This is a genomic window from Pseudodesulfovibrio sp. lm2024 (assembly GCF_051175575.1).
Lineage (GTDB): Bacteria > Desulfobacterota > Desulfovibrionia > Desulfovibrionales > Desulfovibrionaceae > Pseudodesulfovibrio > Pseudodesulfovibrio caledoniensis.
On sequence record NZ_CP195092.1, the window covers coordinates 874,286 to 891,257 of the forward strand.

Below are 16,972 nucleotides of genomic sequence, written 5' to 3' on the forward strand. Positions count from 1 at the left end.
CGAGCGCTCCGGCGTGGCACCCTGCGGGAATGCTTCGTATCACCGACACCGTCTACATCCCCTGGGCCGAACTGCGCTTCATTGCCTGCCGCAGCTCCGGGCCCGGCGGCCAGCACGTCAACACCGCGGACACGCGGGTGACGCTCTTTTTCGACGTGGAGAACTCCCCGAGCCTGACCCAGCTACAGAAGGTCGCGGTCAAGGGGAAGCTCAAGCGGCGTATGGACAAGCACGGCGTGCTCCAGGTGACCAGCCAGAAGTTCCGCAGCCAGAAGACCAACAAGGACTCGGCCGTGGAGCGGTTCGTGGAGCTGATGCAGTGGGCGCTCAAGCCGGTGGTCCCGCGCAAGGAGACCCGCGTGCCCAAGTCGGCCAAGCGCAAGCGGCTGGAGCGCAAGAAGCGCACGGCCCGGCGCAAGCAGGGCCGCAAACTGCCCGATTTCAGCGGAGAGTACTAGCCTTTGCCGAGCGCGGCCCTGAGGTAGCGCTCGCCCAATTCCATATCCGCATAGGCCTCGGCCAGATGCAGGTAGACCACCTTGAGATATTTGGCGTGGATGCGCGCCGCGTTTGAGATACGTTGTTGGACGGTCTCGGGCTCGATGGCGTCCATGGCCGCGAGCAGGGTCGCTGCGCGGTGGCGCGCCCGGTGGCGCGCCTCGATCTCGGCGTTACCCGCGCGGGCGATGCGCTCGCACCGATCGGGGTCGGCCAGCAGGTCGCAGACGATGCGCACCAGTTCGTCCATGTCGTCGGGCGGATAGGTGACCAGGTGCTCGCCGTCGGAGAACAGCTTAGACTGGCCGTGACCGATGGCGGGCGTGACCAGGCAAGCCCCGGAGGCCAGGGCCTCGAAGACCCGGAAGTTGAGGTCCCCGCGCTCGGCGATGTTCAGGACCAACCGCGCCTTGGGGAAGAGTTCGCCGAACTCGCCCTTGGTCACGTGAAGGTTGGGCAGCCGGGCCTTGAGCTCCTTAAGGAATTCGTAGCGCACGGGCGTGGTCTCGCGGTTCACGTTGCCCACGAAGAGCAGGTCCCACTCCTTGGCCGGGGGCGTTTCGGGCGGTCGCTCGTCGCGCAGGGGGTAGGGCGGCAGCCAGAGGACCTGGTCGTCCGTCAGCCGCTGGCGGAAGCGGGGCATGTGGTCGCGCAGGGACACGGCCACCAGGTCGAAGGCCTGGGCGTACATGGGGTACCAGGAGTGGATGTGTGAGTCGATGGCGTAGAACGCCGTGGCGCACGGGTAGGACTCCACGCCCAGCAGCGGCGGGGGGATAGAGCGGTCCGCGTACAGGACGATGTCCGGCTCTCCCGAGCAGCGCTCGACGATGTCCTCCCAGGTCAGGACCTCGGGGCCGGTCAGGGGGATGTTGACGATCTCCAAACCCGTGTCCCGGGTGTGCTGCGGCCGGAAATAGTAGCCGCCGATCCAGGCGATCCGCTTCACCGCTTAGGACTCCTTGCGGGCCATGTGCAGGATGCGCCTCGGGCCGATGCACGACTGCGTGCGGTGGGACGGGATGTTGCGCATGAGCTTGAATCCCTGGCGCGTGGCCTCGGCGATGATCACCGGCAGCTGGCCCTCGCCCCCGGCGGGCGGGCCTGCGATGATGACGACCTTGGGGCTGAAGCGGTAGATCCGTTCCGGAGCGGCCTGTGCGCCGGTTTGGGCGGCGGCTTTGGGGGTGCACTGTTCTTTCATGGATACATCCAATATAATCGATGTGTTGAGGACCGCGCCGTGGGGCGGCCCGTCATAAAAACGGCGAGCAAAAGGCATGAATTGCCCGTTAGCGGGAAAATTGCACGATATATGCCAAGCCTCGCATTCAGGGCCGGGGCTCATTCTCCAAGCCGGGAGATGGCTGTCGCGGCGGGACATGGTCTTCAGGGGTGACGTGGAGCTTTTCGTTCAGAGAGGCCTGTCTCCATTTTGAGCCGGTCGGTGGCCCGTGCTCTCAGCCCAGATCCTCAATGAGAATGAACCGTTCCCAAACGATTTGCATGTCCGGAGAAAACCCGCCGTTCCGCTCAAAGTATTCGCGGTGTCCCGTTCGCCAGCCCTCAAGACTGTCGTCCTCGCCTTCGGCCAAGGCCATTGCTTCCGTTACCGCATCGAACCGGCACTGAATCAACTCAACCGTTTCAATGACAAGGGCCGGCGTGTCGTCCCAGTTCAGCGCGATATCCCGCCGCCCGATCGTGGGCATGGGTTCGCTGCTTTGGTAATCCCGCAGCGCGCCGCAGGTCGCCACTTTCTTTCCGGAGCGCACCAGGGAAAGGAGGGCACTGCATACAGTGGGGCTATCGCCGAACTTGAACGTTTCAGCCGTGGGGTAGCGCCGTTTCAGCGCCTTGAGTTTCTCAAGCATATGCGGACATTCTCCACGCTCCGGGGCTTCAAAGGGTATTGCGTATCCCGGCCCCGGATTGAAGACCGCATGGGCTCAAAGCCGACATCCGAGTCTATCCTCGGTTTATGGGTTCTGAGCCTAGGTCAGGCCGAGTTCTTCCAGGGCCAGGTACAGTTCGCGGCTGATCCAGGCGTCGGTGGCGGCGTAGATGATCTGCTGCCGGGTGAGCTTGTCCTTGGCCCAGTTGGAGCACTGGGCGGACTTGGAGATGCGGAAGCCGAGCAGGTTGGCGGCCATGTTGCGCAGGCCGTGGGTCTGGAGATTGTACTTGGCCGTGATGTCGGACAGGTCCACGAAGCCGCTGGGCTTGAATCGGGAGTGCTTCTGCAGGCCGAGGATGTCGTCGCGCACGGCCACGCCGGTCTTGAGGATGCGCCGGTTGGCCAGGATTTCGCACACTCCCTTGTCCAGGGGCAGCACGCCCAGCTGGAAGACGTAGGCGCATTCGGCGGTGGCCAGCTGGAGCAGGGACGGCGGGCCGGGCTTCTTGCCTTTCTTGAACACGGGCCGGGTCTCGGTATCGAAACCGAGCAGGGAGGAGTTGCGCATGCCTTCGAGCGCTTCCTCGAGGTCGGATTCGCTGCGGACGACCAGGATTTCCCCTTCGTAGCGGCGAAGGGGCATTTCGTTGATCTCTTCCTTGGTGAAGGTCCGGAGGTACTGTTGCGGGATATCGAGGCTGTCCGTGGTCATGAATGGCTTGGTGCGTTAAAAGTTTGAGGGATCGTTGTACATTCCCGCAAGTTCGTCAAGTACAAGGTGAAGCGCCCGCCCGATGGTTTCCGGGCGGGCGCCGTATTTCCTATTCGTACCGCAGGACGCCACGCGAGCAGGGGGCGCTGTTGTAGCGCCACCAGTAGGCCCCGTTGCACGCCTCGGTGGACGGGACCATCCCGGCGCGGTTGTTGTGCCGCAGCACATTCTGTACGAACTGCTGTTGCGTCGCCCGCTCAATGGCGTCGATGGCGTCCGAGAGTTTGACCGTGCCGTCCTTGACGCCGGGCAGGACCCGGTCCATCTCCATGGTGATAAACCGCTGGGAGGGATTGGCGTCCAGGAACTTGTCAAAGGCCTTGAGCGTAGCCTCCTTGTCGCCCTTGCGGCCCTGGGACAGGGCGGTGAACAGGGCGGCGTCCCAGATCTTGTCCTTTTCGCCCTGGGCCTCGGTCAGGGTCTTGATGCTCAGGTCGTATTGCCCGGCGAAGTACATGGCGATGCCCGCCTTGTCCAAGGAGGACTGGAATTTCATGGTCCGGTTCACGGGGTCCTCGCTCAGGGCTTCGGCATAGGCAGCGGCAGAGGCCTTGAAGTGCTCCGCGGCCTTGGCGTCGTTGCGGGTGACGTACACGCGCCAGGCGCGCTGGAAGTTGCGGTCGCCGATGTTGACCGCGTCCGCCAGGGCGGGCAGGGCCATGGCTAGCACGAGCAGTATTGCAGTCGATATTATCAGTGATTTACGCATGATAAACGCTCCTTGTTCAGGACATGTAGGTCCTGGCTATACGGAAGATGTCGTCATAGGCGGTCTTGGATCGGATGGCCAGCGCCATCTCCAGGGCCATGTCCATCTTGCGGCCGGTCTCGACCATGACCCGATCCCGGATGGACTCCAGGTGGTTGGCCAGGAAATCGGCCTCGAAATTGTCGATGGCCAGGGACACGCCTTCGGAAAAAAAGCGCGAGCCGAGATACGGTATGAACCGGTCCAGGTTCTGTCGCCCCTCGCGGCGGGCGTACATGACGAAGAAGAGCAGCTTGACCAGCAGCCGGTCGGCCTTGAGCTTGTGGTCCACCGAGAGCAGGATGTTCAGGTCCACGCCCCGGGGCTTGAGGGCGTCGAACATGGCCGTGGCCATGTCGAAGGCGCGGTCCTCGGTCATCAGCGGGTGGGCGAACTTGGAGTCCATGCGGACCAGGGTGATGCGCGGGTTTTCGCCCGAGGCGATGGCGAAGATGGCCAGCCGCATGAGGTCTATCTTGGTCCGGTAGTCGTCGATCAGGATGTCCCGCTTGGCCTGGGCCAGGCGGCGTACCAGGGGGATGTCCAGGGCGGAGAAGACCGTTTCGAGCAGGTGCAGGATGTACGGCTCGGTGGCGGCGGCGATCTCCTCGTCCAGGATGTCGCGGCCCTTGCGCGCGTCCATGATCTTCTTGATGGACAGCCAATAGGCGGCCAGCCCCTCAACGGGCATTTCCAATATATCGAGTTCCTGCGGCTTCTGCATGACGGTTCGCTTTGGGGCTTGACGGGGTGATGAAAAAAGAGACACCCTGTGCGTTGTCGTTCAGCGTATCCTTTTTTTTGAGGAAAACAAATACAGTCCTTGCCGAGGGGGCCCCTTTTTCATGCTCAATTATCCCCAATTCGACCCGGTCATGATCTCCCTGGGCCCGCTGCAGTTGCGCTGGTACGGCATGATGTACGTCTTCGGCATCCTGTCCGGCTGGCTGCTGGGCCGCTATCGGGCGACCAAGCCGTGGAACAAGATGACTCCCAAGCTCATGGACGACTTCCTCACCTGGGCCATCCTCGGCGTGGTCCTGGGCGGGCGCATCGGCTACGTCCTGTTCTACAATCCGTCCTTCTACCTGTCCGAACCGCTCAAGATATTCGCGGTCTGGGAGGGCGGCATGTCCTTCCACGGCGGCTGCCTCGGCGTGCTGGCCGCCTGCTGGCTGTTCGGCCGGGCCCACGACATGTCCTTCCCCGAGGTGGGCGACTTCGTTTCGCCCCTGGTCCCGCCGGGCCTCTTCTTCGGGCGCATCGGCAACTTCATCAACGGCGAGCTGTGGGGCCGGTACACGGACCTGCCCTGGGCCATGCCGTTTCCCGGCGCGGGCGGTCTGCCGCGTCACCCCTCGCAGCTCTACGAGGCCGCCCTTGAGGGCGCGCTCCTGTTCGTCATCGTCTGGGTTTACTCGGCCAAGCCAAGGCCCAAGGGGTGCGTGGGCGCGCTCTTCCTGCTCGGCTACGGCGTGTTCCGCTTCCTGGTGGAGTTCGCCCGTGAGCCCGATCGCCAGCTCGGCTTCGTGGCCCTGCACTGGATGTCCATGGGCCAGGTACTCTGCCTGCCCATGATCCTGTTCGGCACGGGCTGGTTGATCTGGGCTTATCGCAAGTCAGCGTAATTCCGGAATTTCGATTTCAAACAGCCGGTCCCAGTGCTTGCCGGTGACGTACAGCCGCTTCCCGGCGGCGTCATAGGCGATGCCGTTGGCCACGCCGCAGTCTTGCCCCAGCCGTTCGCGCAGGGGGGAGAGGTCGAGCCATGCGCGGACCGTGCCGTCGGTCACGTCGATGATCGCCACGCGGTCCGACTTCCAGATGTTGGCGTAGAGCCACTTGCCCACGAATTCCAGCTCGTTGAGCCGCCGCACCGGGCTCCCGTCGTCGGTCACGGGCAGCTCGCCGGTCTTGGCGAAGGTCTTGGCGTCGCGCCATTGGAGCCGGGCCTGGCCGGTGGACATGGCGTACCGCTGCCCGTCGAAGGCCAGCCCCCACCCCTCGGTGGTCTCCGATGTGCCCCGGTAGGCGAACGGATGCACCGGCTTCAGTTCCTTGAGGGTGTAGACGTGGCCTATGCCCGATTTCCAGGTGAGCATGCGCAGGGTGTCGCCCCGGGGCGCGATGCCCTCGGCGAACAGCTCGGGGGCGACCGGTTCGGTCATCAGGCGGCGGCCGGTGGCGGGCTCGGTCACGGCCAGGAACGAGCGGCCGTAGCCGCCGGAGGATTCGTAGAACGCGCCGTCGTACAGGAAGAGCCCCTGGGTGGAGGTGCCGGGATCGTGGGGATGGGCCGCGACCACCTTGCAGCGGATGACCGGGGCCTGCGCCCCGGCGGGCCCGGCCCAGGCGACTAGGGCCAGGAGCGGGACCAGAAAAAGGACGGATTTGAGCGGGTGCATGGCCTTCCTCGAAAAAGGCGGAGCGGGGCGGGACATCCGGGGATGCCGCGCCTCGCTCCGGGAGGAAGGGTGCGGCGGGCCGACGGATTGCTTGGGAGGGTGTCCGGCCGCCGTACGCCTTACGCGCGTTGTTTCACCGCATTGATGCCGCCCAGGGCGAAGTGGAACACGTGGTCCACGAAATCCCCCACGTCGAGCCCGAGATTGGGCCGGTGCGGAGTGAGCCGGTCCAGGATGGGCTGGGTCAGCAGGTGGTCGAGCATCAGCGCCCAGATGTTCGAGCTGCAATAGGCCAGGGTCTGGTCCGGCGTGCCCGCTCCCAGGAGCCGGGTCAGGATGTCGCGCAGCTCGTTGGCGCGCGGCTGGACCTGGTGCTGGACGATGAGGTCCAGGTTATGGCTCGGCTTAGCCATCTCCCGCAGGAAAATGGCCCATTTCTGGGCGATCTGGCCGGTGCTCTGGGTGTAGATCTCCTCGGCCAGGCCCCGGATGAACCGATGCAGCCGCTCCTCGGCGGGCAGGGTGTGGTCCTCGCCGGAAATCCACTCCTCGCCCTTGGGAAATATCTCTTCGAGCACGGCCGCGTACAGGCCGTCCTTGCTGCCGTAATGGTAGTTCACCGCCGCCACGTTGGCCTTGGCCAGGCCGCAGATGTCCCGCACCGTGGCCGAATCAAACCCCTTGTCCGCGAAAACCTCCATGGCGGCGAGCAAAAGGGCTTTTTTGGTGTTGACGTCCGGGGAATCGTTCATAATTAATAGCCTGCGGGCGCGAAAAAACGCCGTCTGAGTTGCTTGAAACGTATGTTTGACCAAATCATATTCCCGAGAGGTGTCGGCAAGTCAAGGGTTTTCCCGGCACCGGCGGTTCGCGATAAAGCAGGCAAGGAGCACAGTCAGTGGAAGTCATTTTAGCCGAAACCGCCGGGTTCTGCATGGGGGTGGACATGGCCCTGACCAGGCTCGACAAGCTGGTCGCCGAACCGGACGGCCATCCCATCTATATCCTCGGGCCGATCATCCACAATCCCCAGGTTCTCAAGCGCTACGCCGAAAAGGGCGTGGTCATGGTCCACGATCCCGCCGAGGTCCCGGCCGGGGCGCATGTCGTCATCCGCGCCCACGGCATCACCCGCCAGGTGGAGGAGTCACTGCGTGCGCGCAACGTCCTGATCAAGGACGCCACCTGCCCACGGGTCAAGAAGGCGCAGCTGCTCATCGAACGCAACACCGCCGACGGCAGCGAACTGCTCCTCTACGGCGAGGCCGACCACCCCGAGGTGGCCGGGTTGGTCAGCTACGCGCAGAACGGCCATTTCGTGTTCGGCTCGGCCGACGAACTGGCCGGATATCCCCTCACCCCGGGCAAACGCTACGTCCTGGCCGCCCAGACCACCCAGGACCGGGTCCAGTTCGAGTCCATCGCCGAAGACCTGGCCGGGCGAGGCAACATCGAGGTAATCGTGCTCGAAACCATCTGCGACGCCACCAAACTGCGCCAGACCGAGGCCCGTGACCTGGCCCAAAACGTGGATTTCATGGTCGTGGTCGGCGGCTACAACAGCGGCAATACCCGCCGCCTCGCCCAGGTCGTGTCCGAACAGGGCACGCCCTGCAAACACGTGGAAACCGTCGACGAACTGCCGCTGGACGACCTCGCCCGATACAAACGCATCGGCGTCACCGCCGGAGCCTCCACCCCCCGCCTGCTCATCGACGAGGTCCTTGCCGGGCTTGAATCGTTGTAGGGGAGAAGATGCCTCCGGCGGCCGGGGGAAGGGGGAAAGGGAACCCTTTGAAAAGGGCTTCCCTTTCCCCCTTCCCCCGGACCCCCATCCCCCTTTCCCTCCTAAACTTTTCAGGCGCTTCGCGGGTGTGGCGGGTGACGGGAGAATGGTTGATTTAGCGGGACGATGGGACGGGCTGCAAAGAAGCTGGGAAAAGCACGGCTGGCCGCTGCGCACGAACCGCGAAGCGGCGATAAAAAGTTTTGAAGGGGAGTCCAGAGGGGAAACTTTTTCAAAAGTTTCCCCTCTGGCGGGGTCCGGGGCAGCGCCCCGGCCGCCGGAGGCACCCTATAAAAATGGGGCCAGGCGGTCTCGGTCCGGGTTTGACCGGGAGCTGACCCTGGCCCCGCTCAGGACGGTTCTGGCATCAAAGCCGCGTTGCAGGTACCGCCGGCCGCAGTGGAGGGCCTGGTCCGGGGAACGCGGCCTCTCCTGGTACGATGCCTTGGAACCGTCAGCTATGGGAGGAGTGCCGTTTTCTGGCGGCCTGTGCCGCCGTTTTGTCAAGCATAGCCTATTCCATGGGGCGTGGTATTATTTTTCGCTTCTTCCGGGTGCCTGATCCGGGGGAAAAACAAAATGGTTGTCTGCGTCCGGGTGAGGGCATACCCTCACCCGGTACGAAATGTGACAACAAGGAGTCGGATATGGATATCAACAAGGCCTTGGCCGATCTGAAGAAGGAGCCCGGTTTCGTCGAGAACGTGGGCATGGTCCTGGTGCACAACGGCGTGGTGCGCGGCTGGTCCCGCAAGGGCCACGAAGAAGTCACCGCCATCGAGATCACCCCGGATTTCGAGAAGATGGAGGAAATTCGCCAGGAGATCGAAGGACGGGAAGGTATCTTCCGCGCCTGGTGCCACGCCAATTCCGGCCACATGCAGCCCGGCGACGACGTGCTGTTCCTGATCGTGGCCGGCGACATCCGCGAGAATGTCAAGCCCGCGCTGGCCGACTTCCTGGACCGCGTCAAGTCCGAGGCCGTGACCAAGAAAGAGATTTTCGCGTAGGTGTAGGCATGCACGAGCATCTGGAGGACAAGCACGGCCGCGAGGTCAGCTACATGCGCATCAGCGTGACCGATCGCTGCAACCTGCGCTGCACGTACTGCGCGGGCGAGGGCATGGAGTTCATCCCGCACCCGGACATCCTGCGCTACGAGGAGATCATGGAGCTCATCGCCATGGCCCGCAACCTCGGCGTGCAGAAGATCCGCTTCACCGGCGGCGAGCCCTTTGTGCGCAAGGGGTTCGGTGACTTCATGATCAGCGCGGCCAAGCGCTTCACCGACATGGACTTGTGCGTGACCACCAACGCCACTCTCATCGGCCCGGACGTGGAGCGGCTGGCCGAGGCGGGCATCCGGCGGGTGAACATCTCCCTGGACACCCTGGACCCGGAGAAGTTCGTGACCATCACCGGCCGCGACCATTTCGCCGAGGTCCGCAGGAACATCGACCGCTGCCTGGACGCGGGCATGACCCTGAAGATCAACGCCGTGGCCATGAAGGGCGTCAACGACGACGAGCTGGGCGACTTCATCGAGTTCGCCCGCACCCATCCCGTGGATTTCCGGTTCATCGAGTTCATGCCCGTGGGCACGGAGACGGGCTGGGAGGACGGGCGCGTCTGGACCGCCGCCGAGATTTTGTCCGAGGCCCGCGCCTTTGCCGAACTGGTTCCGGTGACCAAGTCCGGCGAGCGCCGCCACGGTCCGGCCCGCATGTTCGACATCGAGGGCGGCCTGGGCCGCATCGGGCTCATCTCCCCGTACACCGATCATTTTTGTTCCACCTGCAACCGGCTGCGCATCACCTCGGACGGCAACCTGCGGACCTGTTTGTTTTCGGACAGGGTCTTTCGGCTGCGCCCGGCCCTGCGCCACCCGGCCCTGGGCATGGCCCAGGTCGAGAAGATCATCCGGTTGGCCGGAAAGAACAAGCCCATCGGCAACGAGCTGCTGCGCCGCATGCGCGCCTCGGATCACGGCGTCTGCAAGACCCGCATGGCCTCCATTGGCGGGTAGGCACCGAATCCGCTTCGTTGCCGGAGGGTTGCCGTGGAAGGCTACGGCTGCACCTCCGTCGCCTCGCGTCTCCGGCACCTGCCCGCCAATGGAGCGCGGGGGAGGGGTTGGAGCTACGAGAACCCATGATTTTTACCGCGCCGCTTTCTGCGGCGCGGTTCTTTTTTTGCGGGAAGGGCGTTGACCTCTGCCGTTGGTGCGGTAGTATTTCGCCAGGATAGACGGCGTCCTGTTGCGCGGGGCGTGATCGTGAATATCGAAAAAAAAGAGAGTGAGCCATGACCATGTCCGTCAAGGAAGCCATTGCAGAGCGGCACAGCGTGCGTTCGTTTAGCGGAGAGCCCGTGTCCGAGGCGGTGCTCCAAGAGTTGTTGGAGGCGGCCCGGCAGGCCCCGTCCAGCCTGAATTCCCAGCCGTGGCGGTTCATCCCGGTCACGGACGAGGCGACCCGGGAGTGGATCGCGTCCAGCGAGGTGTCCAGGAAACAGCGCTGGCTGGCGGGCGCTCCGGCCATCCTGGTCTGCTGCGCGGACCTTGAGGGATACGTCCGCGACACCCAGGCGAGCGCCTTTTTCTACAAGGAGCACAAGGTCCTGGACGAGGAACCGACCCAGGGCATACAGGAGTACGCCGAGCGCGAAGAAAAGGCGTCCGAGACCGCCCGGTTCGGCGCGTCGGCCATGAACGTGGCCCTGGCCGTGTCCTTCATCATGCTCCGCGCCGTGGAGCTCGGCCTGGGCACCTGCTGGGTGGGCATGTTCAACGAAGCCCCGCTCAAGGACCGCTTCGGCCTGACCAAGGACCAGCGCGTGGTCTGCCTCCTGGCCGTGGGCCACCCCGACGAACCGTCGGTCCCGCCCCGCAAGCGCAAACCCCTGGACGAGATCGTCCTCAAGTGATTTCTCGGGATTACCCAACGCAACTGAAAAGGCCTCATCGTTTCGATGGGGCCTTTTTCTTCTCTGTTGGCGAATCGAGGCTTTCGAGAGTGGTGCAGCCGCGCATTTTCTCCCTGGGGGCTTTGACCGCAGCGTAGTGGGCCTACGTGAGGATCAAAGCCCCCTGGGAAAAATGTGCGGATGCGCCGCTATCGGAAGCCGGCGCTCGCTAGTCGATTCCCAGGTCAGCCCGATGCTTGGGCACGCCGGTCTTGCCGTCCGACTTGGAATCCTTGTCCAGGAGGAAGACGCGCTCGGTCAGCTCCGGGTTCTTGGAGATGATGTAGTCCTTGACCGCCTTGGCGCGCTCCATGGCCAGTTCGTGAAGCATCTCGTCGGTGACCACGATGCGGTCGCGGATGAACTTCTCCATGACCTCCACGGGCTGCCGGTCGGTGACGAACAGGGTGGTGGGCTTGACGTCCTCCTCGTCCGGCTCGTCGGCATAGGCCTCGTAGAGCATGTCCTCGTACTCGTCGGGCGCGACCGTGATCTGGTCCACCGTGGTCTCGGCCCGCTTGGACCGGGGCAGGTCGTCGTACTTGGCCTGCCGGACCTTGCGTTCCAGGATGGCCTGGACAAGGCCGTTCTTGTCGGCCGCCGGGTCCGTGACGCCGTCCACTTCGAGCTTGAGTCTCGGGCGTTCGACCAGGGCCTTGATGATGGTGTCGAGCTTTTCGTCCGCCTGGGCGCCGAGCGTGGCGCGGCCCGGTTCGAAGACCACGAAGTCCATGTTCTCCCCGCCGCCGAACATGGAGCCGATCAGGGAGAACGGCGAGGTCAACGCCTTGAACAGCAGGTTGATGATGGCCTTGAACACGATGCCGCCGATGCGGAAGTTCGGGTCGTCCAGCCGCCCGGTGATGGGCAGGTTGAGCTGCATGTCGCCGTTGGAGTCCTGGAGCAGGGACAGGCCGAACTCCACCGGGATGTTCGGGGCGTCGGGCCGCTTGTCCTTTTTGCCCAGCTGCAGCTGCTCGATGAAGAACTTGTTCCTGGCGTCCAGGACCCAGTCGTCGGTCTTGAAGGTCACGTCCGCGTAGAGCCGTCCCTTCTGGATGGGGTAGGCCAGGTTCTTCAGGGTGTACGGGGTCAGGGGCACCAGCTCCATGCCGTTCACGGAGATGGCCAGGTCCGAATAGATGGGCGTGATCAGCGGATTGACCACGCCGGTCACGGACACGGGCGTGGGCCCGATCTTGGCCTTGAAGTCCACCTTGGGCCGGGCCTCCGGGGTCTGGCCGATGTCGGTCAGGGACAGGGCCATTTCCGTGACCTCGGTGGAGAAGGCCGGTTGCACGCTCTCGTCGTGGAAGACGACCTTGCCGTTCTGCATGCCGATCTTGCCCACGGTCAGGGTCTTGAAGAGCGGCTTTTCCTCGGCGGCCTTTTCCTCGGTCTGTTCCTCGACCTGTTTGACCTCGGCCTCGGGCACCGGCACGGGCTGCTCGCCCTCCGCGGTCCGCTCCTCCACGGGCGGGGCGGGCTCGGGCAGGCGCAGGGCGCGCCGGATGTTCAGCCTGCCGTCCTTGTCCAGGTGGACCAGGGCGCGCGGCCCGTTCAGGTTGATGTCGCCGATGGACAGGACCATGGGGTCGTTCGCGAAGTCGATGCCCTTGACGTCCAGCCGGTCTATGCCCGCCATCTCGGCGTCCTCGAAGGTGGTCTTGACCTTGAGGCCGGCCAGGGCCGTGTTGCCCTTGAGGGTGAACTTCGGGGTCTCGCCGCCGGTGAAGGTGTAGTTCAGGTCGGCGAAGGCCTGGCCGTCGGCGACGACCAAGTCGGTGTCGTCGGCCAGATAGTTGTCCAGGGGGCGCAGGCCGAGCTTCTCGACCCGGATGGACCCGGTGGAGGCCAGCGGCTCCAGGGCCGCCTCGCCGCGCACCGAGAACCAGCCGCCGCCGGTCCAGCCGCCGCTCAGGGTAAAGGGTATGTCCGCGCCTTTTTCGGTGGTGATGCCGGTGGAGTCGAGCTTGAAGTTGCGCACCCCGAGCCGGGCCGGGTCCTTCAGGGCCAGGTCGCGGAAGTCGGCGGAGCCGTCTTCGACCACCAAGTGGGCCACGGTCGCGGTCCACGGCGTTTCGGGCTCGCCGCCGTCTCCGGCGGGATGGTCCGCACCGGGCTCGGCCGGCTGTTTGGTCTCGGCCCGGATTTCCTCGCCCGTCCGGGCGGCCTCGTCCATGACCCGTTGCAGGTCCAGGCGGCCGTCCTTTTCGCGGACCATGGAGGCTGAGGGTTCGGTCAGCTTGACCTCGGCCACGGCGACCTTTCGGGCGGCCAGATCCATGGTCGCGCCGGACACGTCCAGCGCGCCCAGGGTGATGCTCGGCGCTTCGGCCTCGGGCTTGCGCACGGCCAGCCCGGCCAGGTTCAGGGTCCCGTTCTGCGCGGTCACCTGCGGTCCGCCGTCCTGGTCGGCGTAGGCGATGTCCACGGAAAAGCCGAGCTTGCCGGAGTCCACCAGCAGCGGCTGGGCCTCGTTGATGTACGGGGCGTAGGCCGGGACGTTCAGGTCCTTGCCCGCCACGGTGACCTTGGCCGAAACCGGGTCCAGGGTGGCCTCGCCGTTGAGGTAGATGAACCCGTCGGATCCGAAGGACCCCTTGAACACGGTGGTCTGCGCCTCGCGGGTGGACAGGTTTTCCACGGACAGGTCCAGCTTGGAGAAGGTTCGCTTGAACCCGCCCTTGACCAGGTCGTCGCGGAAATCCATGGTCCCTTCGTTGAGCTCGAACTTGCGCACGTCCAGGACAAAGGCGGAGTCGGTGTCGGATTTGGTCTTGACCTTGGGGCCGGGAGGGCCGGGCTCGGAACCGGGGAAATAGTCGGCCCAGTTGATGGTGCCGTCGGCCTCGCGCACGACCTTGAAGAACGGCTGGTTCATGGTCACCTGCTTGATGACCAGGGCGTTGTCGCCCAGGGAGAAACGCTCCATCTCGAAGGCCAGCTTTTTCATGGAGAAGACCGAACCGTCGCCCGGCGCGGTCAGCTCCAGGTCGGTCAGGGTGCCGCCGCCGCCCAGGAAGAGATTGATCCGCTGGGCGCCGGGCCGCTCGAAATACAGGGAGATGTCCGAGGTGAACCGTCCGCTCTTGAGCTCCAGCGGGGTCTCGATGGGCAGGTATTGCCAGTACTGGTGCAGGTTCACGTCCACCGCGCCCAGCTCGAACTCGGTCAGAAGCGTCTTGTCGAAGGGCAGGGTCTTGCCCTTGAGCTCCACCGGGTCGCCGTTGACCACGGCCGTGAACATCGGCTGGGTGAACTCCTTGACCTTGTCCGCGATGCTCGAGGTGAACGGCACGCGCAGATGGATGTCCGAGATGACATGCTTTTTCTTGCGGGGCCGGTCGTCGAAGGTGATGGAGGAGTTGGTCAGCTCGAAGCCGTACAGGGCAAAGGGAAAGACCGCGCCCTTTTCCTCGGGCTCCTTTTCGGCGTCCTGCTGGTTGACGCTGTCCGGGGTGCCGAGCAGATCGGAGAAGGAGTACCTGCCCTCGCCGTAGAAGGTCAGGTCGACGGCAAGCCCGTCGAGCTTGAGATAGCTGACCACCGGGGCCAGTTCCCAGACCGTGGAGATGCCGGGCGCGACCTCCATGTGGTTCAGGGACAGGAGGTCGCCTTCCTCCTTGAGGTTCTTGATGTGCAGGTCGGACAGTTCCAGGCGGAAGGTCAGCGGGTTGAAGTGGATGTCCCCCACGGAAGTCTCCCGCTTGGTGGCCTCCGTGACCTGGCTGACCAGGACCGATTTCATGATCGCGGGCGCGGCGAAGAAGCCGAACAGGGTGTAGGCCACGAACGCGGTCAGCAGCCAGAATGCGACGCGGCGCAGGCGGGGGGTACCGAATTTTATTTTATCGAGGAAAGCCAGCATGTTGAACCTATCCGAGGAGTAAGTGGTTTCGGCGTTGAATCATTCTAGCTGAAAGTGACGGAGGAATCCATGATTGTGAACGGTTATCTGATTCCTGTTTGCCGGTACATTTTGCATCAGCGGGCGGGGCGTTTCGCCCCGTCTTCTGCAACACAGTGGAAATTGCGGATTTTGTTGCCATAATGTGAAAATCCGGTGTATGTGGAAAGGGAATACAGGCGCGTCTTCGGGGCCGGTGGCCGGCCCGGGACGAACGGGCGCGCGAACGCCGAACGGAGCGGGTCCATGTCCGACGTGCACTATTACCAGGGTCTGGCCAAGAGCATGATGTTCACCATCATCCTGGTGTCTTTCGCCCCGCTGCTTGTGGTCGTGCTCATCGCCGGATACCAGTACAGCGTGGCCTACGAGGAGAAGGTCGAGGCCCACCTGCGCGAACTGGTCCTCAAACACGACCAGACCATCAACTCCTACCTGGACGAGAAAATGTCCGAGATCCGGGTCCTGGCCAAGGTCATCGACCTCGGCCACCTGGCCACGCCCTCGGGCATCCGGGCCCTGCACGACGCCCTGACCCTGGGCCACGGCACCGACTTCGTGGACCTCGGGCTCATCGACGAGAACGGCATCCAGGTGGCCTATTCCGGCCCGTTCCAGCTACAGGGACTGGATTACTCCCGCGAGCCGTGGTTCAAGGCCGTGCGCGAAAAGACGGTCCACGTCAGCGACGTGGGACTGGGCATGCGCGGCGTGCCGCACTTCATCATCGCCCTGCGCATGCGCGCAGAGGGGCGCGAGTGGGTCCTGCGCTCCACCCTGGACTTCATCGCCTTCAACCGGCTGGTGGAGGACATCCGCATCGGCGAGACCGGCATGGCCTACATCATCAACCGCGAGGGCAAGTTCCAGACCACCCCGCGCCGGGACATGTCCGCCGAGGTCCCGTTCCTGCGCGAGTTGGCCCGGTCCCTGACCGGCGGGGCGGACCAGGTGCACGGCCGGGCGGCCATGGCGGTCATGGACAACCCGGCCACCCACCGCGAGACCATCTTCGTGACCAGCCCGATCAAGGACGGGGACTGGCTGATGGTCTACCAGCAGGACGCGGACGACGCCTTCGCCACCTTGAACCGCAGCCGCGACCTGGCCATCGGCATCCTGTTTCTGGGCGGCCTGGCCATCACGGTCATGGCCTTTCTCATGAGCCGCCGCATGGCCCGCAAGGTGGCCAAGGCGGACGCGGCCAAGGAGATCATGAACGAGCAGGTCATCGAGGCGGGCAAGCTGGCGAGCGTCGGCGAGCTGGCCGCGGGCATCGCCCACGAGATCAACAATCCGGTGGCCATCATGGTCGAGGAGGCGGGCTGGATCCAGGACCTCCTGGAAGAGGGGTTGTCCAGGGACGACAACGAGCGCGAGGTCCAGCGGGCCCTGAACCAGATCCGCACCCAAGGGGCGCGCTGCAAGGAGATCACCCACAAGCTCTTGTCCTTCGCCCGCAAGATCGACCCCACAGTCATGTCGTTCGACCTCAACGAGCTGGTCCGGGAGATCGCCGAGCTGTCCGGGCAGCGGGCCAAGTACGCCAACGTGGTCATCGAGACCAGCCTGGGCGACAACATCGCGCCCATCGAGGCCAGCCCGTCCGAGATGCAGCAGGTCTTCCTCAACCTGGTCAACAACGCCATCGACGCCATGGACCCGGGCGGCGGCGACCTGGATATCATCACCCGCCAGGAGGGCGACACGGTCGTGGCCCAGGTGTCGGACACCGGCTCCGGCATCCCGGAGGCCAACCTGTCGCGCATCTTCGATCCGTTTTTCACCACCAAGCCCGTGGGCAAGGGGACGGGGCTGGGCCTGTCCATCATCTACGGGATCATCAACAAGCTGGGCGGGACCATCTCCGTGGATTCCGCCGTGGGCCGGGGCACCACCTTCACCATCAGCCTGCCCGCCGGAAAGAACGGCGGAAACGGCGGCGAGGGCGCGGCCAACGGGGCCGACGGGGCCGGTGCCCCGGAGGCGTAA

16 protein-coding genes are annotated in these 16,972 nt (G+C 64.4%); 7 read left to right on the forward strand and 9 right to left on the reverse strand.

Annotated features, from left to right (window positions below; all coding sequences use genetic code 11):
- The first annotated feature begins 29 nt into the window (after positions 1–29).
- On the forward strand, positions 30–458 hold the full coding sequence (arfB, locus tag ACR42D_RS03965) for an alternative ribosome rescue aminoacyl-tRNA hydrolase ArfB (protein ID WP_484565568.1): 429 nt from the start codon (positions 30–32) through the stop codon (positions 456–458).
- Here the strand turns inward: arfB and ACR42D_RS03970 are convergent.
- The 6 genes from ACR42D_RS03970 to ACR42D_RS03995 form a co-directional block, all read right to left on the reverse strand.
- Positions 455–1,447: a glycosyltransferase family protein gene (locus ACR42D_RS03970; protein WP_484565569.1), complete on the reverse strand. Its 993-nt coding sequence runs from the start codon at positions 1,445–1,447 to the stop codon at positions 455–457. The genes arfB and ACR42D_RS03970 overlap by 4 nt on opposite strands.
- Positions 1,448–1,450: 3 nt before the next feature.
- Complete coding sequence (locus ACR42D_RS03975; RefSeq protein WP_484565570.1) at positions 1,451–1,702, reverse strand: hypothetical protein; 252 nt, start codon at positions 1,700–1,702, stop codon at positions 1,451–1,453.
- 256 nt (positions 1,703–1,958) lie between these two features.
- Positions 1,959–2,372, reverse strand: coding sequence for an ASCH domain-containing protein (locus ACR42D_RS03980; RefSeq protein ID WP_484565571.1), 414 nt, complete (start codon positions 2,370–2,372; stop codon positions 1,959–1,961).
- Between the two features lie 120 nt (positions 2,373–2,492).
- Positions 2,493–3,107, reverse strand: a complete 615-nt coding sequence (locus ACR42D_RS03985; RefSeq protein WP_484565572.1) for a 3'-5' exonuclease — start codon at positions 3,105–3,107, stop codon at positions 2,493–2,495.
- Positions 3,108–3,216: 109 nt separating this feature from the next.
- Positions 3,217–3,876 carry a hypothetical protein gene (locus ACR42D_RS03990; RefSeq protein WP_484565573.1) on the reverse strand — a complete coding sequence of 220 codons (660 nt, stop codon included), beginning with the start codon at positions 3,874–3,876 and terminating at the stop codon, positions 3,217–3,219.
- A 16-nt stretch (positions 3,877–3,892) separates the two neighbouring features.
- Positions 3,893–4,639: a hypothetical protein gene (locus ACR42D_RS03995; RefSeq protein ID WP_484565574.1), complete on the reverse strand. Its 747-nt coding sequence runs from the start codon at positions 4,637–4,639 to the stop codon at positions 3,893–3,895.
- A gap of 121 nt (positions 4,640–4,760) precedes the next feature.
- Here ACR42D_RS03995 and lgt point away from each other — a divergent pair, with 121 nt between their 5' ends.
- Positions 4,761–5,543, forward strand: coding sequence for a prolipoprotein diacylglyceryl transferase (gene lgt, locus ACR42D_RS04000; RefSeq protein WP_484565575.1), 783 nt, complete (start codon positions 4,761–4,763; stop codon positions 5,541–5,543).
- On the opposite strand, the gene ACR42D_RS04005 is transcribed toward lgt, so the two are convergent.
- A complete protein-coding gene (locus ACR42D_RS04005) occupies positions 5,535–6,320 on the reverse strand; it encodes a glutaminyl-peptide cyclotransferase (protein ID WP_484565576.1) in 786 nt (261 codons plus the stop codon). The two genes, lgt and ACR42D_RS04005, sit on opposite strands and share 9 nt — an antisense overlap.
- A gap of 119 nt (positions 6,321–6,439) precedes the next feature.
- A complete protein-coding gene (locus ACR42D_RS04010) occupies positions 6,440–7,072 on the reverse strand; it encodes a TetR/AcrR family transcriptional regulator (RefSeq protein ID WP_484565577.1) in 633 nt (210 codons plus the stop codon).
- Between the two features lie 146 nt (positions 7,073–7,218).
- Here ACR42D_RS04010 and ispH point away from each other — a divergent pair, with 146 nt between their 5' ends.
- The 4 genes from ispH (at position 7,219) to ACR42D_RS04030 (ending at position 11,031) form a co-directional block, all read left to right on the forward strand.
- Positions 7,219–8,067 carry a 4-hydroxy-3-methylbut-2-enyl diphosphate reductase gene (ispH, locus tag ACR42D_RS04015; protein WP_484565578.1) on the forward strand — a complete coding sequence of 283 codons (849 nt, stop codon included), beginning with the start codon at positions 7,219–7,221 and terminating at the stop codon, positions 8,065–8,067.
- Between the two features lie 686 nt (positions 8,068–8,753).
- Positions 8,754–9,116 (forward strand): molybdenum cofactor biosynthesis protein MoaE, encoded by a 363-nt coding sequence (locus ACR42D_RS04020; protein WP_071546171.1) that lies wholly within the window; start codon positions 8,754–8,756, stop codon positions 9,114–9,116.
- An 8-nt stretch (positions 9,117–9,124) separates the two neighbouring features.
- Positions 9,125–10,132, forward strand: a complete 1,008-nt coding sequence (gene moaA / locus ACR42D_RS04025; RefSeq protein WP_484565579.1) for a GTP 3',8-cyclase MoaA — start codon at positions 9,125–9,127, stop codon at positions 10,130–10,132.
- 278 nt (positions 10,133–10,410) lie between these two features.
- Positions 10,411–11,031, forward strand: coding sequence for a nitroreductase family protein (locus ACR42D_RS04030; protein ID WP_484565580.1), 621 nt, complete (start codon positions 10,411–10,413; stop codon positions 11,029–11,031).
- Between the two features lie 208 nt (positions 11,032–11,239).
- Here the strand turns inward: ACR42D_RS04030 and ACR42D_RS04035 are convergent, their stop codons facing one another.
- Positions 11,240–14,941, reverse strand: coding sequence for a DUF748 domain-containing protein (locus ACR42D_RS04035; RefSeq protein WP_484565581.1), 3,702 nt, complete (start codon positions 14,939–14,941; stop codon positions 11,240–11,242).
- 285 nt (positions 14,942–15,226) lie between these two features.
- On the opposite strand from ACR42D_RS04035, the gene ACR42D_RS04040 reads away from it, so the two are divergent.
- Entirely contained in the window at positions 15,227–16,972 is a 1,746-nt protein-coding gene (locus ACR42D_RS04040; RefSeq protein ID WP_484565582.1) for an ATP-binding protein, read from the forward strand.